General features: G+C 45.7%; 19 protein-coding genes and 7 tRNA genes. 25 read left to right on the top strand and 1 reads right to left on the bottom strand.

Features of this window, described 5'->3' with window-relative positions:
- The first annotated feature begins 90 nt into the window (after window positions 1-90).
- The 10 genes from L3V30_RS03695 (at window position 91) to rpoS (ending at window position 9,554) form a co-directional block, all read left to right on the top strand.
- Window positions 91-1,731, top strand: coding sequence for a CTP synthase (locus tag L3V30_RS03695; protein ID WP_005393892.1), 1,641 nt, complete (start codon window positions 91-93; stop codon window positions 1,729-1,731).
- A gap of 78 nt (window positions 1,732-1,809) precedes the next feature.
- Window positions 1,810-3,111 (top strand): phosphopyruvate hydratase, encoded by a 1,302-nt coding sequence (gene eno, locus L3V30_RS03690; protein ID WP_005383785.1) that lies wholly within the window; start codon window positions 1,810-1,812, stop codon window positions 3,109-3,111.
- A 465-nt stretch (window positions 3,112-3,576) separates the two neighbouring features.
- Window positions 3,577-3,858 carry a cell division protein FtsB gene (gene ftsB, locus L3V30_RS03685; RefSeq protein ID WP_005380907.1) on the top strand — a complete coding sequence of 94 codons (282 nt, stop codon included), beginning with the start codon at window positions 3,577-3,579 and terminating at the stop codon, window positions 3,856-3,858.
- Between the two features lies 1 nt (window position 3,859).
- Complete coding sequence (gene ispD, locus L3V30_RS03680) at window positions 3,860-4,564, top strand: 2-C-methyl-D-erythritol 4-phosphate cytidylyltransferase (RefSeq protein WP_104969795.1); 705 nt, start codon at window positions 3,860-3,862, stop codon at window positions 4,562-4,564.
- 17 nt (window positions 4,565-4,581) lie between these two features.
- Window positions 4,582-5,058 (top strand): 2-C-methyl-D-erythritol 2,4-cyclodiphosphate synthase, encoded by a 477-nt coding sequence (ispF, locus tag L3V30_RS03675; protein ID WP_005393886.1) that lies wholly within the window; start codon window positions 4,582-4,584, stop codon window positions 5,056-5,058.
- A gap of 46 nt (window positions 5,059-5,104) precedes the next feature.
- Window positions 5,105-6,148 carry a tRNA pseudouridine(13) synthase TruD gene (truD, locus tag L3V30_RS03670; RefSeq protein ID WP_139060522.1) on the top strand — a complete coding sequence of 348 codons (1,044 nt, stop codon included), beginning with the start codon at window positions 5,105-5,107 and terminating at the stop codon, window positions 6,146-6,148.
- Window positions 6,148-6,924 (top strand): 5'/3'-nucleotidase SurE, encoded by a 777-nt coding sequence (gene surE, locus L3V30_RS03665; RefSeq protein ID WP_005393882.1) that lies wholly within the window; start codon window positions 6,148-6,150, stop codon window positions 6,922-6,924. Before truD ends, surE begins: the two co-directional genes overlap by 1 nt.
- Window positions 6,924-7,550, top strand: coding sequence for a protein-L-isoaspartate(D-aspartate) O-methyltransferase (locus tag L3V30_RS03660; RefSeq protein ID WP_046875091.1), 627 nt, complete (start codon window positions 6,924-6,926; stop codon window positions 7,548-7,550). Before surE ends, L3V30_RS03660 begins: the two co-directional genes overlap by 1 nt.
- A 13-nt stretch (window positions 7,551-7,563) precedes the next feature.
- The gene (locus L3V30_RS03655; RefSeq protein ID WP_134648155.1) at window positions 7,564-8,487 is read left to right on the top strand and encodes a peptidoglycan DD-metalloendopeptidase family protein; all 924 of its coding nucleotides are present in this window, start codon (window positions 7,564-7,566) and stop codon (window positions 8,485-8,487) included.
- Between the two features lie 80 nt (window positions 8,488-8,567).
- The gene (rpoS, locus tag L3V30_RS03650) at window positions 8,568-9,554 is read left to right on the top strand and encodes an RNA polymerase sigma factor RpoS (protein WP_005393877.1); all 987 of its coding nucleotides are present in this window, start codon (window positions 8,568-8,570) and stop codon (window positions 9,552-9,554) included.
- Between the two features lie 81 nt (window positions 9,555-9,635).
- On the opposite strand, the gene mutS is transcribed toward rpoS, so the two are convergent.
- On the bottom strand, window positions 9,636-12,197 hold the full coding sequence (gene mutS, locus L3V30_RS03645; RefSeq protein ID WP_237308325.1) for a DNA mismatch repair protein MutS: 2,562 nt from the start codon (window positions 12,195-12,197) through the stop codon (window positions 9,636-9,638).
- A gap of 84 nt (window positions 12,198-12,281) precedes the next feature.
- Between mutS and pncC the strand changes: the two genes are divergently transcribed.
- The 15 genes from pncC (at window position 12,282) to oadA (ending at window position 22,857) form a co-directional block, all read left to right on the top strand.
- The gene (gene pncC / locus L3V30_RS03640) at window positions 12,282-12,764 is read left to right on the top strand and encodes a nicotinamide-nucleotide amidase (RefSeq protein WP_199803561.1); all 483 of its coding nucleotides are present in this window, start codon (window positions 12,282-12,284) and stop codon (window positions 12,762-12,764) included.
- Between the two features lie 200 nt (window positions 12,765-12,964).
- A complete protein-coding gene (gene recA / locus L3V30_RS03635; RefSeq protein ID WP_005393872.1) occupies window positions 12,965-14,008 on the top strand; it encodes a recombinase RecA in 1,044 nt (347 codons plus the stop codon).
- Window positions 14,009-14,136: 128 nt separating this feature from the next.
- Entirely contained in the window at window positions 14,137-14,604 is a 468-nt protein-coding gene (gene recX, locus L3V30_RS03630) for a recombination regulator RecX (RefSeq protein ID WP_005393871.1), read from the top strand.
- Window positions 14,605-14,746: 142 nt separating this feature from the next.
- Window positions 14,747-17,329, top strand: coding sequence for an alanine--tRNA ligase (gene alaS, locus L3V30_RS03625; RefSeq protein ID WP_237308324.1), 2,583 nt, complete (start codon window positions 14,747-14,749; stop codon window positions 17,327-17,329).
- A gap of 212 nt (window positions 17,330-17,541) precedes the next feature.
- Window positions 17,542-18,729: an aspartate kinase gene (locus tag L3V30_RS03620; RefSeq protein WP_005393869.1), complete on the top strand. Its 1,188-nt coding sequence runs from the start codon at window positions 17,542-17,544 to the stop codon at window positions 18,727-18,729.
- A 92-nt stretch (window positions 18,730-18,821) separates the two neighbouring features.
- Entirely contained in the window at window positions 18,822-19,019 is a 198-nt protein-coding gene (csrA, locus tag L3V30_RS03615; protein WP_004415691.1) for a carbon storage regulator CsrA, read from the top strand.
- A 334-nt stretch (window positions 19,020-19,353) separates the two neighbouring features.
- Window positions 19,354-19,445 (top strand) — tRNA-Ser (locus tag L3V30_RS03610).
- A 32-nt stretch (window positions 19,446-19,477) separates the two neighbouring features.
- A tRNA-Arg gene (locus L3V30_RS03605) sits at window positions 19,478-19,554 on the top strand.
- Window positions 19,555-19,583: 29 nt separating this feature from the next.
- A tRNA-Ser gene (locus L3V30_RS03600) sits at window positions 19,584-19,675 on the top strand.
- Window positions 19,676-19,760: 85 nt separating this feature from the next.
- Window positions 19,761-19,837, top strand: a tRNA-Arg gene (locus tag L3V30_RS03595).
- A 55-nt stretch (window positions 19,838-19,892) separates the two neighbouring features.
- Window positions 19,893-19,969 (top strand) — tRNA-Arg (locus L3V30_RS03590).
- Window positions 19,970-20,021: 52 nt separating this feature from the next.
- Window positions 20,022-20,098, top strand: a tRNA-Arg gene (locus tag L3V30_RS03585).
- A 52-nt stretch (window positions 20,099-20,150) separates the two neighbouring features.
- Window positions 20,151-20,227: transfer RNA gene (locus L3V30_RS03580), tRNA-Arg, on the top strand.
- A gap of 556 nt (window positions 20,228-20,783) precedes the next feature.
- The gene (locus L3V30_RS03575) at window positions 20,784-21,041 is read left to right on the top strand and encodes an oxaloacetate decarboxylase subunit gamma (RefSeq protein WP_005379932.1); all 258 of its coding nucleotides are present in this window, start codon (window positions 20,784-20,786) and stop codon (window positions 21,039-21,041) included.
- A 31-nt stretch (window positions 21,042-21,072) separates the two neighbouring features.
- On the top strand, window positions 21,073-22,857 hold the full coding sequence (gene oadA, locus L3V30_RS03570) for a sodium-extruding oxaloacetate decarboxylase subunit alpha (RefSeq protein WP_109169452.1): 1,785 nt from the start codon (window positions 21,073-21,075) through the stop codon (window positions 22,855-22,857).
- Window positions 22,858-22,859 lie beyond the last annotated feature (2 nt).

The raw sequence follows: 22,859 nt of genomic DNA, 5'->3' as shown, positions 1-22,859 counted from the left end.
TTCACGTTGTGGCGGTAAGGAGCTTCTGGTATATTTATCTCCCGTCCAGAAGCACTCCATTTCCCTCATTCAACCAATTTCAGGTTAAACATGACGACAAATTACATTTTTGTTACTGGCGGGGTTGTATCCTCTCTAGGTAAAGGTATTGCAGCAGCATCTCTTGCGGCTATTCTAGAAGCTCGTGGTCTTAAAGTGACTATGATGAAGCTTGACCCTTACATCAACGTTGACCCAGGCACAATGAGCCCTACTCAGCACGGTGAAGTGTTCGTTACAGAAGATGGCGCAGAGACTGACCTTGACCTTGGTCACTACGAGCGTTTCATCCGTACCAAGATGACCAAGCGTAACAACTTCACTGCAGGTCGTGTTTATGCCGACGTACTTCGTAAAGAACGTCGTGGTGACTACCTAGGCGCAACTATTCAAGTTATCCCTCACATCACTAACGCGATCAAAGACCGTGTAATTGCTGGCTCTGAAGGCCATGATGTGGCTATCGTTGAAGTTGGCGGTACCGTTGGTGATATCGAATCACTACCATTTATGGAAGCGATTCGTCAGCTAGCCGTTGAACTAGGCCGTGAGCGCGCAATGTTCATGCACCTAACACTTGTTCCTTACCTAGCGGCAGCGGGCGAAGTGAAAACTAAGCCGACTCAACACTCTGTAAAAGAACTTCTATCTATCGGTATTCAGCCAGATATCCTAGTTTGCCGTAGCGACCGCGTTATTCCAGCGAATGAACGTAAGAAAATCGCACTATTCTGTAATGTTCCAGAAAAAGCAGTAATTTCAATGAAGGACGTAGATTCTATCTACAAGATTCCTCAATTGATCAAGTCTCAAGGTCTAGATGATCTTGTGTGTGCTCGCTTTGGCATCACAGCTCCTGAAGCTGACCTTTCTGAGTGGGAACAGGTTATTTACGAAGAAGCAAATCCTACTGGTGAAGTAACCATCGGTATGGTTGGTAAATACACTGAATTGCCAGATGCATACAAGTCTGTGAACGAAGCGCTTAAACACGCTGGCTTGAAAAACCGTCTAAGTGTCACAATTAAGTATGTAGACTCACAAGATATCGAAACAAAAGGCGTTGAGCTGCTAGAAGGCTTAGACGCGATCCTAGTTCCAGGTGGCTTCGGCGATCGTGGTATTGAAGGCAAGATCCGTGCGGCTCAATATGCACGTGAAAACAATGTGCCTTACCTAGGTATTTGTTTGGGTATGCAAGTTGCACTAATTGAATACGCGCGTAACGTTGCGGGTATGGAAGGTGCACATTCAACAGAATTTAACAAAGAGACTAAGTACCCTGTGGTAGGTTTGATCACAGAGTGGGTAGACGAGTCAGGTAACGTAGAAGAGCGTACTGAAAAGTCTGACCTAGGTGGTACGATGCGTCTTGGTTCACAGCTATGTCACCTAGAGAAAGGTACGAAAGCTCGTGAACTATACGGTAGCGCGACGATCCATGAACGTCACCGTCACCGTTACGAAGTGAATAATGTGCTTCGTCCGCAAATCGAAAAAGCAGGTCTGAAAGTTTCTGGCCTATCAGCGGACAAGAAGTTAGTGGAAATGATTGAGAACCCAGCTCACCCATGGTTTGTAGCGGCTCAGTTCCACCCAGAATTCACATCGACTCCTCGCGATGGCCACCCATTGTTTGCAGGTTTCGTTAAGGCTGCGGGCCAAAACGCACGCGGCGAATTCGAGAAGTAAAAGGATACGGGCGGCGGCGAAGGTTGTGCTGCTGCCCTTTAAAATTGACATTTATATTTGAAACGAGAGGAAACATTAATGTCTAAGATCGTTAAAGTTCTAGGTCGTGAAATCATCGACTCACGTGGTAACCCAACTGTAGAAGCTGAAGTACACCTAGAAGGCGGTTTCGTAGGTATGGCGGCAGCTCCATCTGGCGCATCTACTGGTTCTCGCGAAGCTCTTGAGCTACGTGACGGTGACAAAGCACGTTTCCTAGGTAAAGGTGTTCTTAAAGCAGTTGAAGCTGTAAACGGCCCAATCGCTGAAGCTCTAGTTGGCAAAGACGCTAAAGACCAAGCTGCAATCGACGCAGTAATGATCGAACTAGACGGCACTGAAAACAAATCTAAATTCGGTGCTAACGCTATCCTAGCTGTTTCTCTAGCAAACGCTAAAGCTGCTGCTGCAGCTAAAGGCATGCCTCTATACGAGCACATCGCTGAACTAAACGGTACAGCTGGTCAGTTCTCTATGCCTCTACCAATGATGAACATCATCAACGGTGGTGAGCACGCAGACAACAACGTTGACATCCAAGAGTTCATGATCCAACCAGTTGGTGCTAAGACTCTTAAAGAAGGTCTACGTATCGGTGCAGAAGTATTCCACAACCTAGCTAAAGTTCTTAAGTCTAAAGGCTACAGCACTGCAGTTGGTGACGAAGGTGGTTTCGCTCCTAACCTTAAATCTAACGCTGAAGCTCTAGAAGTTATCGCAGAAGCTGTTGCAGCTGCTGGTTACGAACTAGGTAAAGACGTTACTCTAGCTATGGACTGTGCAGCATCTGAGTTCTTCGACAAAGAAGCTGGCATCTACAACATGAAAGGCGAAGGTAAAACTTTCACTTCTGAAGAGTTCAACCACTACCTAGCTGAGCTAGCTAACCAATTCCCAATCGTTTCTATCGAAGACGGTCTAGACGAGTCTGACTGGGATGGCTTCAAGCACCAAACTGAACTACTAGGTGACAAACTTCAACTAGTAGGTGACGACCTATTCGTTACTAACACTAAGATCCTTGCTGAAGGTATCGAGAAAGGCGTAGCTAACTCTATCCTTATCAAGTTCAACCAAATCGGTTCTCTAACTGAGACTCTAGCTGCAATCAAGATGGCTAAAGACGCAGGTTACACAGCAGTAATCTCTCACCGTTCTGGCGAAACTGAAGATGCAACTATCGCTGACCTAGCGGTAGGTACTGCTGCAGGTCAAATCAAAACTGGTTCTATGAGCCGTTCTGACCGTGTTGCTAAGTACAACCAACTAATCCGTATCGAGGAAGCTCTAGGTGAGCGAGCTCCTTTCAACGGTCTTAAAGAAGTTAAAGGTCAAGCTTAATTCTTAATTGAATAAGTTTAGCTAAATAGCTTTCTAGAAACGCTCCACTTCGGTGGGGCGTTTTTTATTTAAGAGCGATGAACCGTTCTGGCCGTGTTGCTTGCCATACCTAAAGAAAGCAACCCATTTATCTGCATCGAGGAAGCTCTAGATGAGCACGCTCCTCCATGTTTCAAAGAAGCGGTCTTAAAGAAGCTCAAGCTTAGTTCTTCATTGGATTAACCGCTTAGATTGAAGCTTTGAAATACCCTGATTTTGCGGGGTGTTTTTGTATCTATAGGCTTGTATTTCTTGGTCTTACTTTGGTGAGTGCTAAGAATAGCTTCATATGTCTTTGTTTCATTTTGCTGCTTATTTCTTGTAAGGAGCGTGTGAGTCTCCCTTTCTCCCCTAGAGGCAACCTCGCATTTATGCTATATATGTCACCTTATCTAATTCCTTTCGGTACAGAATGTTAGCAGCGATATGCGAATCTTTGTTATAGCCCTTACGCTACTGTTTGGCTTGCTTCAATACACTCTATGGTTTGGTAAAAACGGAGTGTCTGACTACTACACAGTAAAAGATGAAATTGAAGTTCAGCAACAAGTGAACAGCAAGCTACAAGCTCGCAATAATGAAATGTTTGCTGAGATTGATGACTTAAGGCAAGGTCTTGATGCGATTGAAGAACGTGCGCGTCATGAGCTTGGTTTAGTTAAAGATGGCGAGACTTTCTACCGCATTATAGGTGAGGAAAATCATTAAAATGTTGGATGTGAACTCATCGCATGTCGCAATTGTTCCTGCTGCCGGTGTCGGTAGTCGAATGAAGGCTGACCGCCCTAAGCAATATTTATTGATCGACGGAAAAGCGGTGCTGGAACACACTGTAGAAAAGTTGCTGTCGCACCCACGAATTTCGAAAGTGGTTGTCGCCATTACCGAAGGTGACCCTTATTTTCCTGAGTTAACCATCGCGAACCATCCCGATGTAATTCAAGTCGCGGGTGGCAAAGAGCGCGCTGATTCCGTACTTTCAGGGCTAAACTATGTCAATGAACATCTGGAAAGCGAGTGGGTATTAGTCCACGACGCTGCAAGGCCATGTGTATTAACATCCGACATTGACCGTTTGATTGATGTTTGCTGCGCTCACCCAACGGGTGGCATTCTCGCATCTCCTGTGAGAGATACAATGAAGCGAGCAAACGTAGCACAAGATATCGATCATACGGTAGAGAGAGAAGCATTGTGGCATGCATTAACTCCACAAATGTTTAAAACTCAACAACTGACTCGAGCACTGGCTGACGCATTAGAACAAGGCGTAGCCATCACGGATGAAGCATCGGCTTTAGAGTGGTTGGGCGAAACGCCTGCTTTAGTCCAGGGTAATGCGAATAACATAAAAATTACTCAGCCAGAAGATCTCGCGTTAGCCGAGTTTTATCTGAGCCGTGAGCGCGGCTAAAAAAGAAAGGATAAAAAATGATTCGAATTGGTCACGGTTTTGACGTGCATAAATTTGGTGGTGAAGGCCCGGTCATTATCGGTGGTGTTGCTATCCCTTACGAGCAGGGCTTAGTAGCCCACTCAGATGGTGATGTTGCTCTTCATGCTTTGACTGATGCGCTGCTTGGCGCGATTGCTGCGGGTGATATTGGTCGTCACTTCCCGGATACCGACGATAAATGGAAAGGGGCTAATAGCCGCGAATTGTTGAAAGACGTTTATCGTCGTGTCAAAGAGCAAGGCTACCGCCTTGGTAATGCCGATGTCACCATCATGGCACAAGCACCTAAGATGGCACCTCATATTGACGCGATGTGTGCGGCGATTGCGGAAGACCTAGAAACCGATATTAGTAACATTAACGTAAAAGCGACGACGACAGAGCGTCTCGGTTTTACTGGACGCAAAGAAGGCATTGCAACGGAAGCCGTGGTGCTTCTGTTCAAGCAATAATTAACCAACTTGCTCCTTAATGCTGTGTAAACAGCGGAAAAACATCATGTCAGATATTTTATCTTCATTGGCTTATCTAACGGGTAAGCCTGTTGCATCGGCAAAAATCAAAGCGCAACCAGAACATTTTCAGGTTCGTGAGGATTTAGGTTTTGCCTTTACGGGCGAAGGCGAGCACCTAATGGTGCGTATTCGAAAAACTGGAGAAAATACCAGTTTTGTTGCGAATGAGTTGGCGAAAGCTTGTGGCGTAAAGTCGAAAGACGTTAGCTGGGCGGGCCTTAAAGACCGCCATGCCGTGACGGAACAGTGGCTGAGTGTCCATTTACCGAAAGGGGAAACGCCGGACTTCTCGGCATTCCTAGCTCAATATCCGAGTATTGAAATCTTAGCGACTGATCGACACAACAAAAAACTGCGTCCTGGAGACTTAATAGGGAACGAGTTTGTTGTCACTTTGTCTGAAGTGACTGACGTTGAAGATGTAGAGCAACGCCTTGAAAAAGTGAAACAAGTTGGTGTGCCAAACTACTTTGGTAGTCAGCGTTTTGGCAATGATGGCAACAACCTTGAAGAAGCACGTCGATGGGGACGCGAAAACGTTCGTACCCGTAATCAAAATAAGCGCAGCATGTATTTATCAGCGGCGCGTTCGTGGATCTTCAATCGTATCGTTTCTGCTCGTCTAGAAAGTGGTGTGTTTGATAAATTCATCGATGGTGATATTGCACAGACAAGTTCTGGCACTCAGTTGGTTGATGCAAGCAATATCGCAGATCTACAAGCACAATTTGCTGCTGGTGAAGTGGCAATTACCGCTGCGCTTGCTGGCGATAATGCGCTTCCAACTCAAGCGGATGCGCTTACTTTAGAACAACCGTTCTTAGATGAAGAGCCTGATCTCATGGCGCTGATTCGTGGTAATCGCATGCGCCACGACCGTCGCGATATTGCGCTGAAGCCAAAAGATTTATCTTGGACGGTTGAAGGTAACAACATTACGCTGACTTTCTCACTGGATGCGGGATCTTTTGCAACATCTATCGTTCGTGAGTTAGTTAATGAGGTTGAAGTAGAAAGAGAATACTAATGGAACAGGATTCACTAAACGCGAAGCCCCTAAGAGTCTTAATCAGCAATGACGATGGCGTACATGCGCAAGGGATTCATGCACTTGCTGATGAGTTGCGAGATATCGCTGAAGTGACCATTGTCGCACCCGACCGAAATCGTTCAGGTGCTTCGAACTCACTGACACTAGAGCAACCATTACGCGTAACTGAAATTGCCCCAAATATCTATTCAGTGCAAGGAACGCCTACAGATTGTGTACATTTCGCGCTGAATGAGCTGATGAAAGATGATTTGCCCGATCTTGTTTTATCAGGCATCAACCATGGTGCAAATTTGGGTGATGACGTTCTTTACTCAGGAACGGTAGCTGCAGCAATGGAAGGGCATTTCCTTGGTGTTCAGTCGGTTGCTTTTTCGCTGGTGGGTAAGCGTCATTTCGAATCTGCCGCAAAAATTGCACGTCAAATTGTGCAACAGCATTTAGCGTCTCCGATTCCAACGAATCGGTTATTGAACGTAAACGTGCCTGACTTACCAGCAGAAAACCTGGGCGAAATCGAAGTCACGCGTTTAGGTGCGCGTCATCACGCAGAGAATATGATTAAGCAGAAAGATCCGCGAGGTCATGATATTTATTGGCTAGGGCCTCCAGGAAAAGAGCAAGATGCGGGGGAGGGCACCGACTTTTATGCGATTGAACATGGTCGAGTTTCAATGACGCCTCTGCAAGTTGATCTCACTGCTCATGAGTCGCTGCGTGCAATGGATAGTTGGTTAAAGGAAGAGAAGTAATGAGTAACCCACATGCTGACAGGTTGATAGCGTTTCTTATCTCCAGTGGCATCAAAGACCAAAGAGTTCTGGATGCTATCCAACGCTTACCACGAGAAAGCTTTGTCTCTCAAGCGATGATGCACCAAGCCTACGATAACAATGCGTTACCGATTGGTCAGGGACAAACTATTTCTCAACCTTATATTGTTGCTCGTATGACCGAGTTACTCGAACTAGAGCCAACGAGTCACGTACTGGAAATCGGAACGGGTTCCGGTTATCAAACCGCAGTACTGGCGCAAATTGTTGACCATGTATACTCCGTTGAGCGAATTAAATCGTTGCAATGGGAAGCAAAACGCCGTCTGAAACAATTGGATATCTACAATGTTTCAACCAAGCATGCTGATGGATGGCAAGGCTGGGAAGCTCGTGGTCCTTTCGATGCCATCATTGTTACTGCAGCTGCAGAAGTGATCCCCCAAGCACTTCTCGCACAATTAAAAGATGGCGGTAAGATGGTGATTCCTGTTGGAGATAAGGAGCAACAGTTACTAAAAATTGAACGTAAGGGAGATGAATATCTCTCTACTGTTGTGGAAATGGTTCGATTTGTACCTCTGGTTGCGGGTGATTTAGCTTAAGGGTTAGGGATAGGTGAGTAAGTTATTACGTCATATTGGTATTAGCTTTGTGTTTGCTGCAGGACTAGTTGGTTGTGCAGCGCATTCTCCTGCACCTGTCTCTAGCTTAAAGAAAGACTATTCAAGCCTTGAAAGAGGAAGTTACAGAGGGAGTTATTATGAGGTAAAAAAAGGCGATACACTTTACTTCATAGCTTATGTCACAGATAAAGATGTAAATGATCTTGTCCGTTACAATGAGTTAACTCAGCCTTACACCATCTACCCTGGACAGAGGCTAAAACTTTGGGCTCCGAAATATGTCGCCCCTAAATATGGCCAAAAAGTTGAACCCGTTGTGGTTCCTGTTGTTACGACGCCACCAGCCCCAGTGACGAAAACATCAACAGCCTCTAAACCGAAAACTTCAAGTAAAAACTCTAGTCAAAAACCTACAGAGACTAAGCCTAAAGTCGTACAAAAACAGCCTCCAAAGAAGGTTGAACAATCGAAAACAAAGGAGTATGTTGGTTCAAAAGATAACCAAAAAGTGAAGCAAAAAGCGCCAGTTACCACGGCGAAGAATGATAAAGTTTCTAAGTGGTTGTGGCCAACAAAAGGGAGAGTAATCAAGAACTTTTCGGCGGGAGAACAGGGAAATAAAGGTATCGACATCGCAGGACAGCGTGGTCAACCTATCGTTTCAACCGCAGCCGGCACCGTTGTTTATTCAGGCAATGCGCTACGAGGTTATGGCAACTTAATTATAGTAAAGCATAACGACAATTATTTAAGCGCCTATGCACATAATGACAAACTGCTGGTATCAGAAGGACAAAGTGTAAAAAGCGGACAGAAAATCGCCACCATGGGTAGTTCAGGTGCAAAATCAGTCAAGCTACACTTTGAAATTCGCTATCAAGGTAAATCGGTGAATCCAAAACGCTATTTGCCTTAAAACTTTGAAAAACAACTTGCGACATCATTTAGCGACATATTGAGTTGTCATGTCTTGCTAACTCGCCAGGGGGAGGCGTTATGAGTATCAGCAACACAGTAACCAAAGTTGAAGAGTTTGCATTTGACAATGCGTCAGTGAAGACCATTGATAACGAACTCGAAAAATCATCATCCACAGAAAGCAAAACGGCTGCGCGTGAAGAATTTGACGCGAGCAGTAAAAGCTTAGACGCAACTCAGTTGTATCTAGGTGAAATTGGCTTCTCACCTCTACTTACTGCCGAAGAAGAAGTGCTTTATGCTCGACGAGCCCTGCGTGGCGACGAAGCGGCACGTAAACGTATGATCGAAAGTAACCTACGTTTGGTGGTCAAGATCTCTCGTCGATACAGTAATCGAGGTCTAGCACTACTCGATCTGATTGAAGAAGGTAACCTTGGTTTGATCCGTGCGGTCGAGAAGTTCGATCCAGAGCGTGGTTTCCGCTTCTCTACTTATGCGACCTGGTGGATCCGACAAACGATCGAACGTGCGTTGATGAACCAAACTCGTACGATCCGTCTACCTATTCATGTCGTGAAAGAGCTGAACATTTATCTGCGTACTGCGCGTGAACTTTCTCAGAAGCTCGATCACGAACCTACCGCAGAAGAAATTGCTGCTCAGTTAGATATTCCAGTCGAAGATGTAAGCAAAATGCTACGTCTCAATGAGCGTATCAGTTCTGTCGACACACCAATCGGTGGTGACGGTGAAAAAGCGCTGTTGGATATTATTCCCGACGCAAACAACTCCGATCCAGAAGTCTCGACTCAAGATGACGATATCAAATCATCGCTGATTCATTGGTTAGAAGAGTTGAATCCAAAACAGAAAGAAGTACTTGCACGACGTTTTGGTCTTTTAGGTTATGAGCCTTCGACGCTTGAAGAAGTTGGTCGAGAGATTGGTTTGACACGTGAGCGCGTACGTCAAATCCAAGTAGAAGGTTTACGTCGTCTTCGTGAGGTTTTAATCAAGCAAGGTTTGAATATGGAAAACTTATTTAACGTCGAAGATGATTAAATAATCCGTATTTCACTAGATACGCAAAAGGCTATGGGGAACCATAGCCTTTTTTCTTTGCGCTCACTTACGTGAATCGATTTAAAGCATCTTCTTCAAACGATACAACTCTTCAAGTGCTTGGCGTGGAGTCAAATCGTCAGGATCAATACCAGATAAGGCTTGTTCGATCTCGCTAGGTTCTGGAATTAGACTCAATTGGTTAGCAACATCTACTGCACTTGGACGTGGTGCGTCACTGTTTTGCCCTAGTTGCTCTAGCTGAGATAGCTTGTTACGCGCATTTTTGATGACCGTTTTGGGTACGCCGGCTAAGCCCGCAACAGCTAGGCCGTAAGACTTACTTGCCGCACCTTCTTGAACTGCGTGCATAAAGGCAATGCTGTCTCCATGCTCTACCGCATCCAAGTGAACGTTCGCTAAGTTTGGCAGTTGGTTTGGCAACTCTGTCAATTCGAAGTAGTGAGTTGCAAATAGTGTCATCGCACCAATTTGTGTTGCGAGCCATTCCGCACTTGCCCAAGCTAAAGAGAGGCCATCGTAAGTACTGGTACCACGACCGATTTCATCCATTAGCACTAAACTGTTTTTAGTCGCATTGTGCAGAATATTAGCGGTTTCCGTCATTTCTACCATGAAGGTCGAACGACCAGATGCAAGATCATCTGACGCACCAATACGAGTAAATATACGATCTAAAGAACCAATTTGTGCAGATTCTGCAGGTACATAAGAGCCGATATGTGCCATCAATGCAATCAGCGCAGTTTGACGCATGTAGGTGGATTTACCACCCATGTTTGGACCGGTGATGATCAACATCTTACGAGCTGGGTTAAGCTCTATTGGGTTAGCAATGAACGGTTCTGTTGTTACTTGCTCTACGACTGGGTGACGACCCGCTTGAATGTGAATGCCAGCGTCTTTCACAAGCGTTGGTCGGCAGTAATCCAAGGAATCTGCACGTTCTGCTAGGTTTTGTAGTACATCCAGTTGAGACAGAGCAGAAGCTAAATTCTGCAACTTCTCCAAGTTTGGCATCAATAGATCAAACAGTTCTTCCCACAGCTGCTTTTCAAGTGCCAGCGCTTTCGATTTCGAATTAAGTACTTTGTCTTCGTGCTCTTTGAGCTCTGGGATGATATAGCGTTCGGCATTTTTGAGTGTTTGGCGACGCACATAGTGCGGTGGAACCAAATGGCTCTGGCCACGGCTCACTTGAATAAAGAAGCCATGTACGTTGTTGTAGCCGACTTTAAGCGTATCGATGCCGTGTCGTTCACGCTCATCTCGCTCAAGCTGCTCAAGGTATTCTGTTGCACCGTCTGCTAATTTGCGCCATTCATCGAGCTCGGCATTATAGCCTTCAGCGATCACACCACCATCACGAATAACAACTGGCGGATTTTCTTTAATTGCACGCTCTAACATATCACATACTTCGTCAATCGGAGCTGCGTATTGCGCCAGTTTTGCTAGATATGGATGGGTCAAAGAAGCGGTGACAGATTCTAGCTCTGGTAGCTGCTGCATGGCATTGCGAAGTCTAGCCATATCGCGAGGGCGAGCAGAGCGCAGTGCAAGGCGTGCTAAGATACGTTCAATATCACCAATTTGTTTTAACGTTGGTTGAAGATCGGCAAACAGCGCTTGTTCTTTAATCTCACCAATCGCATCAAGACGATTGTTTAACGTTTCAATGCAACGCATAGGCTGATGTAACCAACGCTTCAGCATTCGGCTGCCCATCGGCGTCGCACAATGGTCGAGTACCGCAGCGAGTGTGTTATCGGTTCCGCCTGCTAGATTTTGAGTAATTTCCAGGTTGCGTCGGGTAGCGGCATCAAGGATTACGGATTGGTCCTGATGATCAAACGTTAAAGAGCGAATATGAGGCAAAGCAGTGCGTTGTGTATCTTTCACATACTGGATCAAACAACCAGCAGCACATAACCCTAAGGACGCATGTTCTACGCCAAAACCAACCAAATCTTTGGTGCCAAACTGCTGATTGAGTTGTTGCTTAGCCGTATCAAGCTCAAACTCCCATACTGGGCGACGACGGTTACCGTTGCGGCTCGCCATTAAATGTACAGGTTCAAAATCTTCTGGGAATAGCAGCTCACGTGGTGCGGTACGTTGAAGCTCGGCTGTCATTGCTTCTTCGGTTTCTGGTTCTGTCAGTTGGAAGCGACCAGAAGTGACATCCAGCGTCGCATAACCGAACTTACCGTTGTGATGGTAAATTGCTGCGATTAAGTTATCGACACGCTCAGAAAGCAGTGCTTCATCCGTCACAGTACCTGGTGTCACGATACGCACAACTTTACGTTCTACCGGACCTTTGCTGGTGGCTGGATCGCCAATTTGTTCGCAGATTGCGACTGATTCACCAAGCTGAACAAGTTTTGCTAGATAGCCTTCTACTGCGTGAAATGGCACTCCCGCCATAGGAATAGGCTCTCCAGCTGACGAACCGCGCTTAGTTAGCGAAATATCAAGCAGTTGGGACGCTCGCTTTGCATCATCGTAAAAGAGTTCGTAGAAATCGCCCATGCGGTAGAACAGCAAAATCTCAGGGTTCTCAGCTTTTAGCTTGAGGTATTGCTGCATCATCGGAGTGTGTTTTTGTTCAGCTTTCACAGGTAAATTCTTTTGTTTATTTCCGTAGCGGCTTAGGATACGTGAATCCCTATCAAGTAAAAAGAGACAAAGGGCATTTTGGCTATGGAAAAAACAACAAAATTGAGCGCAGATTTAGGCGCATTATTGGCAAAGTATGGTCATGTTTTAACGACGGCAGAATCGTGCACGGGTGGCGGTGTTGCGACCGCTATTACAGATATTGCAGGCAGTTCAGGTTGGTTAGATAGAGCTTTTGTCACTTACAGCAACGAAGCCAAAATGGAAATGCTGGGTGTGAGAGTGGAAACCTTAGAGGAACATGGTGCCGTGAGTGAGCCTGTTGTGATTGAAATGGTGCAAGGTGCGCTTCAACACTCGAATGCCACTATTGGGGTTTCCATCAGTGGTGTTGCTGGACCGGGAGGAGGCAGTGATGAAAAGCCGGTTGGAACCGTCTGCTTTGCTTTTGCGGATAAGCACGACTGGCTCTTTGTTGAGACCATGCATTTTTCTGGTGACAGGGCGGAAGTTCGTCAACAAGCGGTGATGCATGCATTGACTCGATTGTATCAACATTTAATTTAGAATTTCTTACACTGTCTTAGCCCAGAATTGATAAGGGTTAGAGCCAATCCTTAGAAGCAGTGAACTAAATTTTTTCTATACAGGTATAGACACTGTATGAATCAACAGTATAATAACTTTCATTGCTGAGCAGGTTAGCTGCTTAAGAAAAATGAATTACTATTCGTCGCCCAAAGAAGATGAATAAATCGGAGAAAGTAATGGACGAGAACAAACAGAAAGCGCTCGCCGCTGCGCTAGGTCAAATTGAAAAGCAATTCGGTAAAGGCTCTATCATGCGCCTTGGTGATAACCGAGCAATGGACGTAGAAACCATCTCAACAGGCTCTCTTTCTCTTGATATCGCTTTGGGTGCAGGTGGTCTGCCAATGGGTCGTATCGTAGAAGTCTACGGTCCAGAATCTTCAGGTAAAACAACACTAACGCTTGAGCTTATCGCTGCTGCGCAACGTGAAGGTAAAACTTGTGCGTTTATCGATGCAGAGCACGCTCTGGATCCTGTCTACGCGAAGAAACTTGGTGTTGATATCGATGCGCTCTTGGTTTCTCAGCCAGACACTGGTGAGCAAGCACTAGAGATTTGTGATGCACTAGCTCGCTCTGGCGCTATCGACGTAATGGTTGTTGACTCAGTTGCGGCGCTAACACCAAAAGCAGAAATTGAAGGCGAAATGGGCGACAGCCACATGGGTCTGCAAGCACGTATGCTTTCTCAAGCGATGCGTAAGCTAACAGGTAACCTAAAACAGTCTAACTGTATGTGTATCTTCATCAACCAAATCCGTATGAAGATTGGTGTGATGTTCGGTAACCCAGAAACGACCACGGGTGGTAACGCACTTAAATTCTACGCTTCTGTTCGTCTTGATATTCGTCGTACTGGCGCAATCAAAGAAGGTGACGAAGTCGTTGGTAACGAAACTCGCATCAAAGTAGTTAAGAACAAGATTGCTGCACCGTTTAAAGAAGCCAATACGCAAATCATGTACGGCCAAGGCTTTAACCGCGAAGGTGAGCTGGTAGATCTAGGCGTGAAGCACAAACTGGTTGAAAAAGCTGGTGCTTGGTACAGCTACCAAGGCGATAAGATTGGTCAAGGTAAAGCGAACGCATGCAACTACCTACGTGAGCATCCTGAAGTGGCTAAAACCATCGATACTAAATTGCGTGAAATGTTGTTAGCGCCAGCCCTTGCGGAAGCTCCTGAAGCAGGCGAGGCGCCTGAGCAAGCTGAAGAGTTTTAATCCCTTCACAGATTAAAAAGTGATAAAGCCCTGCAATGCGGGGCTTTGTTGTATTTATTGACATCAAAAATCGAATCATCACAAAGGCCATTGAGAGTCTGTACAGCAAAAATACTTTTAGGATCACCATGTACCAAAAGCGCCAGACACCAACATTATCGAGCAAAGAGGCGGCTATCCAACTGCTTAGCCGTCGCGATCATGGTCAGTATGAGCTGTACCAAAAACTGTCGATGAAAGGCTATGAAGCATCAGACATCGAAATCGCGATTAATTTTTGCTTAGACCATAACTATTTAGATGATTTACGTTATGCGAAGAGCCAAATTCGGCAGCATGTATACAAAGGACATGGAGAGCGTCGAATTCGCCAAGAGTTAAACCAGAAACGTGTTGCGGAATCGGTGATTGAGCAAGCCATGGCTGAAGAACCACAAGACTGGTTTGAACTTGCTAAGCAGGCGGCAGAAAAGAAATTCAAAGGCGTCAAAGCCAAGGACCAAAAAGAATACGCAAAACAAGTCCGTTTTCTACAATACCGAGGCTACAGTTTCGACCAAATTAGCTATGCGCTTGCCTTTGAAGACCAAGATTAGCGTTGATCCAATTGCGCTGATTTTTGTTTTGCTTCAAATTTTTTCTTCTGCTCCCTCTTTTCCTCAAGAAAACTAGTCTCAGCTGTTTGCATGATCTACAATACGGCAAAATTCTAACTCGACTATTTTCAGGAAGAGCTGCATGTACATGAGCACTGACGAGGTTCGTAACGCGTTCCTCAAGTTCTTTGAAAGCAAAGGACACCAAATCGTAGAAAGTTCATCGTTAGTTCCACATAACGACCCAACCCTGCTGTTCACAAACGCAGGTATGAACCAATTTAAAGATTGTTTCTTAGGCTTAGAAAAACGAGCCTATACTCGAGCGACTACGGCTCAACGTTGTGTACGTGCTGGTGGTAAACACAACGACCTGGAAAATGTTGGCTTTACCGCTCGTCACCACACATTCTTTGAAATGCTAGGCAACTTCAGCTTTGGCGACTATTTCAAAGAAGATGCGATTTCATTTGCTTGGGAATTCCTAACCGAAGTTCTTAAACTGCCTGCGGATCGTCTATTGGTAACCGTTTACGAAACCGATGACGAAGCATTCGACATCTGGAACAAAAAAGTTGGCGTGCCTGCTGATCGTATCGTGCGCATTGGTGACAAAGAAGGTGGCAAGCCTTACGAGTCTGATAACTTCTGGCAAATGGGCGACACTGGTCCTTGTGGTCCATGTACTGAAATCTTCTACGATCACGGTGAACACATCTGGGGTGGTCGTCCTGGCACGCCTGAAGAAGATGGTGACCGCTTCATCGAGATCTGGAACAACGTATTCATGCAGTTCAACCGTCACGCAGACGGCACTATGGAACCGCTACCAAAACCATCGGTAGATACTGGTATGGGTATCGAGCGTATCTCTGCAATCATGCAAGGCGTTCACTCAAACTACGAAATCGATGTATTCCAAACTCTTATCAAAGCAGCGGCTGAAGTCATTGGTTATGAAGATCTATCGAACCAATCGCTACGCGTTATTGCTGACCACATCCGTTCATGTTCATTCTTGATTGTTGATGGTGTGATGCCTTCAAACGAAGGTCGTGGTTACGTACTACGTCGTATCATTCGTCGTGCCGTACGTCATGGTAACAAGCTAGGTGCACAAGGTGCATTCTTCTATAAGCTTGTTGGCGTATTAGCAGAAGTGATGGGTACAGCAGGCGAAGAGCTGAAGCGTCAACAAGCAGTGGTTGAAAAAGTACTGCGTATCGAAGAAGAAAACTTCGGTCGTACACTTGAGCGCGGTATGGTAATTCTTAACGAAGCATTAGATAACCTAGATGGCAAAGTGTTAGACGGCGAAACGGTATTCAAGCTTTACGATACTTACGGCTTCCCAGCAGACCTCACTAACGACGTTGCACGTGAGCGTGAGTTCGCGATCGACGAAGAGGGTTTCGAAAAAGCGATGGAAGAGCAGCGTCAACGTGCGCGTGAAGCTGGTCAATTCGGTACAGATTATAACGCAGCAATCAAAGTTGATACGCAAACAGAGTTCTGTGGTTACACAGGTACTAAAGGTTCTAGCTCAGTCGCAGCGATGTTCGTTGAAGGCAACGAAGTAGATTCACTATCTGCAGGCGATAAAGCTATCATCGTGCTTGGTGAAACGCCATTCTACGCAGAGTCAGGCGGTCAGTGTGGTGACGCGGGTGAAATCCGTACTGAGTCTGGTGTGTTCCGCGTTGAAGACACTCAAAAACTCGGTAACGCAATCGCACACCACGGTGTAATGGCAGAAGGCGTGCTAGCGAAAGGTGACGAAGTGGCAACCATCGTTGACGCAGAGCGTCGCGCAGCTATCTCTCTTAACCACTCAGCGACGCACTTGCTACACGCAGCACTACGCCAAGTTCTTGGTGAGCACGTAACGCAGAAAGGTTCATTAGTGAAAGCTGACAGCCTGCGTTTCGACTTCTCACACCTAGAAGCAGTAGCTGCAGCAGAGCTGAAAGAAGTTGAGCGTCTAGTAAACGCACAAATTCGTCGTAACCACACGATTGAAACCAATGTGATGGACATTGAGTCTGCTAAGAAGAAAGGTGCAATGGCATTGTTTGGTGAGAAGTACGATGACGAAGTTCGCGTGCTATCTATGGGCGATTTCTCTACTGAGCTTTGTGGTGGTATTCACGCATCAAGCACGGGTGATATTGGTCTATTCAAAATCACATCAGAAAGCGGTATTGCAGCCGGTATTCGTCGTATTGAAGCGGTAACAGGCGAGGCGGCATTAGACGCCATTGAAGCTCAAAATGCGAAGTACGAAGAAAAACTGGCGGAATCGGCTCAAAAAGCAAAAGCACTAGAGAAAGAAGTGCAGAAGCTAAAAGATAAGATGGCAGCCGCAGAAAGCGCTAACATCATGGGCAAAGCGGTTGAAGTAAATGGCACAAAAGTTCTAGTTGCGGCCCTTGAAGGTGCTGATAGCAAGAACCTACGTACCATGGTTGATGACATCAAGAATCAAATGGGTTCTGGTGTTGTACTGCTTGCAAACGTAACGGGTGACAAGGTTGGCTTGATTGCTGGTGTGACTAAAGATCTCACTGGTAAAGTAAAAGCAGGTGATCTGGTTAAAATGGTTGCAGAGCAAGTCGGTGGTAAGGGCGGTGGTCGTCCAGACATGGCTCAAGCCGGTGGTACTGATGTTTCAGCACTACCAGAGGCAATCAAAACAGTTCAGCCTTGGCTAGAAGAGCGTTTATAAGCTCTTAACTAATAAAATTACGCTCAATCAAGTTTCTTTGATTGAGCGTAATTTTTTTTAGCAACCAAGTGGTTTAATTGACCAAAAGTTAACCGAGTCATTTAAGCTGCTTGGTTTTTGTTGTAACTACTGCTTATATAATTTTTCTCAAAGGAAATATTTAAGATGTAAGCAGTTCTAAAGAGACTTCGGTCTTGGGAAGGTGAAGACTGGTGAAAAAGCCCCTTATCGTGCAAAAGTTTGGCGGAACCTCTGTGGGTTCAATTGAAAGAATCCACCAAGTCGCTGAACACATCATTAAGGCGAAAAATGATGGCAATCAAGTTGTTGTTGTCGTGTCTGCAATGTCAGGCGAAACAAACAGACTGATGGATCTCGCTAAACAGATAGATAGCGTACCTACAGCTCGAGAACTTGATGTTTTGCTCTCTGCTGGTGAGCAAGTGTCAATGGCACTGTTAGCCATGACTTTGAATAAAATGGGTCATGCTGCGCGCTCGCTTACCGGAGCACAGGCGAATATTGTGACGGATAATCAACACAATGACGCAACGATTAAACACATTGATACCACGACAATTATGGGATTGCTTGAGCAAGACCAAATCGTGATTGTTGCGGGCTTTCAAGGTGTGAATGAGAACGGGGATATCACCACATTAGGTCGAGGTGGCTCAGATACGAGCGCTGTGGCACTGGCGGGCGCATTGCGCGCTGACGAGTGTCAAATCTTTACCGACGTTGATGGTATTTATACTTGTGACCCACGTGTAGTGAAAAATGCGCGCAAATTGGCGGTTATCGATTTTCCTTCAATGGAAGCGATGGCAAGCCGAGGCGCAAAAGTATTACATTTACCTTCAGTGCAATTTGCATGGAAGAATAATGTGCCACTACGCGTGCTTTCGACATTTGATGTTAATGAAGGCAGTTTGGTAAAGGGGGAGTCAGGCAATCAAGCCGTCTCTGGTATAGCCATTCAACGTGACCTTGCCATTATCGAAGTCGATAAAGAACATTTATCTAGTGCTACAAAACAATGTCAGATGTTGGGTATAGACATTTGGAATGTGATCGAGGAAGCAGAACGGGCAGGTATCATGATAAAACAAGATGCATGTGCCAAGTTCGATCTGGTGTTCAGCGACAAAATCCGTAATAGTGAAGTGGTAAGCCTGTTGACCGCAGTGGGGCTTGAGGCCAATGGAATGGTAGAGCACGCATGCGATTTGTTGGCAAAGCGAGATATTGAGATCAATTTCAGCGCAACGAATGCACTCACTATGATGCTAGTTTTAGCACCCGAATGTGTGGATACAGCAGCAAACATTCTGCATGATGCTTACATTACGTCTAGTGAAGCATTAAACATTCAACAAAAACATGCCTTTTTAGGCTGATTTTCGCTAACAAGGTAGTTTACGAAAATATAACTTTTGTTGGATAATAGCTTTGTAGCAAGAAAATTTAGAGATTACTCAAGGAGCAAAGAATGCTAATTTTGACTCGCCGCGTAGGCGAAACACTGATGATTGGTGATGAAGTGACTGTAACTGTACTAGGTGTGAAAGGTAACCAAGTACGTATCGGCGTTAACGCTCCGAAAGAGGTTTCAGTTCACCGTGAAGAAATCTACATGCGCATTCAAGCTGAAAAAGGCAATGGCAACGTTGCTTCAGGTAACTACTAAGTCGCTCCTGTTTACAGAGCTTAGTTTGAATGAAAAAGGCTAACCGAAGGGTTGGCCTTTTTAGTCTTTAATGTTTTTGAAGATTTGCGGAAACCATTGTGTTGAGTGTGGCCGTGAATCCGTCAATATTGTTGAATCGAACACCAGGAAGTTGTTTGAAAATAAATGTCTTTTTTTCAGGGAAGACTCTCTTTTTTTCATCATAATAGAGTGGTAAAGTTCGTTTAATAGTCACTTTGATTAAATCAGCAACGGTTAAGTCAGTTTCGTGGATTTTTTCAAAGAAAGTGTTTGACATATTTTCGGTAAAACGTAATATGTGCCTCCGCAAGACGGTGAGGTGGCCGAGAGGCTGAAGGCGCTCCCCTGCTAAGGGAGTATACGGTTTATCCCGTATCGAGGGTTCGAATCCCTCCCTCACCGCCATTCTTGCAACGTTGAGAAATCAACAAAAAAGTGCGTCCTTAGCTCAGCTGGATAGAGTACCTGGCTACGAACCAGGCGGTCGGAGGTTCGAATCCTCCAGGACGCGCCATATCTCTTTTGAGATATAACAATGAAAACGGTGAGGTGGCCGAGAGGCTGAAGGCGCTCCCCTGCTAAGGGAGTATACGGTTTATCCCGTATCGAGGGTTCGAATCCCTCCTTCACCGCCATTCATTGACTGGCCCGATGGCCTTTTTTTTGTTTCGTAAGAAATGAATGTGATTTGCTTCACAACTTCCTAGCAAGAAGATCTGCGCGTCCTTAGCTCAGCTGGATAGAGTACCTGGCTACGAACCAGGCGGTCGGAGGTTCGAATCCTCCAGGACGCGCCACTATTTAATAATTCGTTTGATAAACGGGTTATACAAAGTAAAATAAGATTATTGCGCGTCCTTAGCTCAGCTGGATAGAGTACCTGGCTACGAACCAGGCGGTCGGAGGTTCGAATCCTCCAGGACGCGCCACTTATTAAAGGGTATTGCCCTGATGTTGACGAAAGTTGATATCGAAAATTGCGCGTCCTTAGCTCAGCTGGATAGAGTACCTGGCTACGAACCAGGCGGTCGGAGGTTCGAATCCTCCAGGACGCGCCACTTATTGAAGGGTAATGCCCTGATGTTGACGAAAGTTGATATCGAAAATTGCGCGTCCTTAGCTCAGCTGGATAGAGTACCTGGCTACGAACCAGGCGGTCGGAGGTTCGAATCCTCCAGGACGCGCCATTTACTGAAAAAGCCTCGTAATTGCGAGGTTTTTTTGTATCTGGACATCAGGAACTATAGCCTAGAGTTGTTAGAGGCAATGCCCTTCTTTTCCAAAAGCGAATATGTGCTTATCTAAGCAATTTGGAACAAAGTTTCTGCTGTAGTTTGTGAATCCACCCTTACTATCTCTCCTGTATATTGATTTCCGTTTCTTTCACTTTAACTGTTCAAATGTAACTTCTTTGTTTTTTATTTGTTTGTTAATTGTTGCTAAATGGCACCCTTTTGTTTTTATTAGCTTTTATGTGTAAATCTCGATTTGGTTTTGAAATCCAAATCGCAGTTTTTATTTATGTCCTCCTTTACTCTGTTCGTAAGGAGATAGCAGATTCGCAGTAATTATTTTGTCATGAACTGTGATCTGGGTAGTGAATAAATAATCATTTATCAGGATTATTACAAACCTTCCTTAAACAAAATTGACAAAATTTAACCAATCGAGATAATCCATTGGTCGGGATTTGACGCTATTAAAGTCCTGCACGTTGTCAGGATGACAAAGAAAGGAAGCAACATGACTAATATAGGAAGCCTGCTAGTAGATGCGGCCACCCTGATGCTAACGGGGATGGCGGTCGTATTTATTTTCCTCACTATTCTTGTTTATCTCGTTCGGCTAATGTCGAAATTGGTACCAGAAGAAGTACCAGAGCCGATCGCAGCACCAAAAACAAATACTAATATTCAATCAACCTCTTCAGCTGTTAGTCCACAAGTAGTGGCGGCGATCTCGGCTGCGATTCATAAACATCGCGCCTCATTCGCGAAGTAGCCGAACCAGGATTAAAAAGGAGTTTAAGAGCATGTCTAAACCACTAGCTATTACAGATGTGGTCCTTCGTGATGCCCATCAATCACTATTTGCTACGCGTATGCGTATTGAGGATATGCTGCCTATCGCAGCTGAGTTGGATAAGGTTGGTTACTGGTCTCTAGAGACTTGGGGTGGCGCAACGTTTGATTCTTGTATTCGATTCTTAGGGGAAGATCCTTGGGAGCGTTTACGTGAGCTGAAAAAAGCGATGCCCAATACGCCAATGCAAATGCTACTGCGTGGTCAAAACCTTTTAGGATACCGCCATTATGCCGACGACGTAGTAGAGAAGTTCGTTGAACGCGCGCATGCTAACGGTATGGACGTGTTCCGTATCTTTGATGCAATGAATGACGTGCGAAACTTCCAGAAGGCCGTTAAAGCAACGGTCGATGTTGGCGCACATGCTCAAGGTACGCTGTCTTACACAACAAGCCCTGTGCATAACGCAGACACTTGGGTTGACTTGGCAAAACGCCTAGAGGATTTAGGTTGTCATTCACTGTGTATTAAAGATATGTCTGGCTTACTCAAGCCTTATGAAGCGGAAGAGCTTATCACGCGTATCAAAGCATCTTGTGATGTGCCATTAGCACTTCATTGTCACGCGACGACAGGCTTGTCTACTGCGACAGCGGTAAAAGCAGTTGAAGCTGGTATTGATATTCTCGATACAGCGATTTCTTCAATGAGTTGTACCTATGGTCACACACCGACTGAAACGGTAGTCGCGATGCTAGAAGGAACCGAGCGAGATACGAATTTGAAGCTCGAGCAACTAGAACCTATCGCCGCGTATTTCCGTGAAGTACGTAAGAAGTACGCGAAGTGGGAAGGTCAGTTGAAAGGTGTAGACTCTCGCATCCTGATTGCTCAAGTGCCTGGCGGCATGCTGACTAACATGGAAGGCCAGTTGAAAGAACAGGGCGCGGCGGATCGCATTGATGAAGTCTTAGAAGAGATCCCTCGTGTTCGCGAAGATCTTGGTTTCATTCCATTGGTGACTCCAACTTCGCAGATCGTCGGAACGCAAGCGGTGATTAACGTGCTTACTGGCGAACGCTATAAGAGCATTACTAAGGAAACTGCTGGTCTATTGAAAGGCGAATACGGTCAAGCGCCAGCCGAGTTAAATGCAGAGCTGCAAGCTAAAGTACTTGATGGCAAAGAGCCTATTACTTGTCGTCCTGCCGATTTGCTTGAGCCTGAAATGGAGACGCTTACTGTTGATCTGATGGAGAAAGCGAAATCAGAAGGTATTAAGCTAGCAAGTGAGCGTGTTGATGATGTACTTACTTATGCGCTTTTCCCTCAAGTTGGTCTCAAGTTCCTTAAGAATCGTGACAACCCAGAAGCATTTGAACCTGCACCAACGCTAGAAGCCGCGAAGCCTGCCGTACCTGCGGCGCAACCAGCAACTGGCGGCGTAGAAACTTATAGCGTACGTGTTGACGGACAGGTGTATGAGGTGGAAGTTGGTCCTCAAGGCGAGCTAACCTCTGTCGCTCCTTCTGCGGCGCCTGCAAAATCGACGGCACCTAGCGCACCTTCTAGCGCATCTGCTGAAGCGGTGCCTGCTCCTCTTGCCGGTAACATCTTTAAAGTGAATGTTCAGCCTGGCGCTGAAGTGGCTGAAGGCGATGTACTACTGATTCTTGAAGCAATGAAGATGGAAACAGAAGTGCGTGCGGCGCGTGGTGGTGTGGTTCAAGAGTTGAACGTTAAAGAAGGCGATGCTGTCACAGTAGGTGCGCCTCTGTTGAGCCTGGCGTAAGG

This window comes from Vibrio sp. A1-1, assembly GCF_021728175.1.
Lineage (GTDB): Bacteria > Pseudomonadota > Gammaproteobacteria > Enterobacterales > Vibrionaceae > Vibrio > Vibrio diabolicus.
The sequence above is the reverse complement of the archived record's forward strand: the minus strand, read 5'-3'. Positions and strand labels throughout refer to the sequence as shown.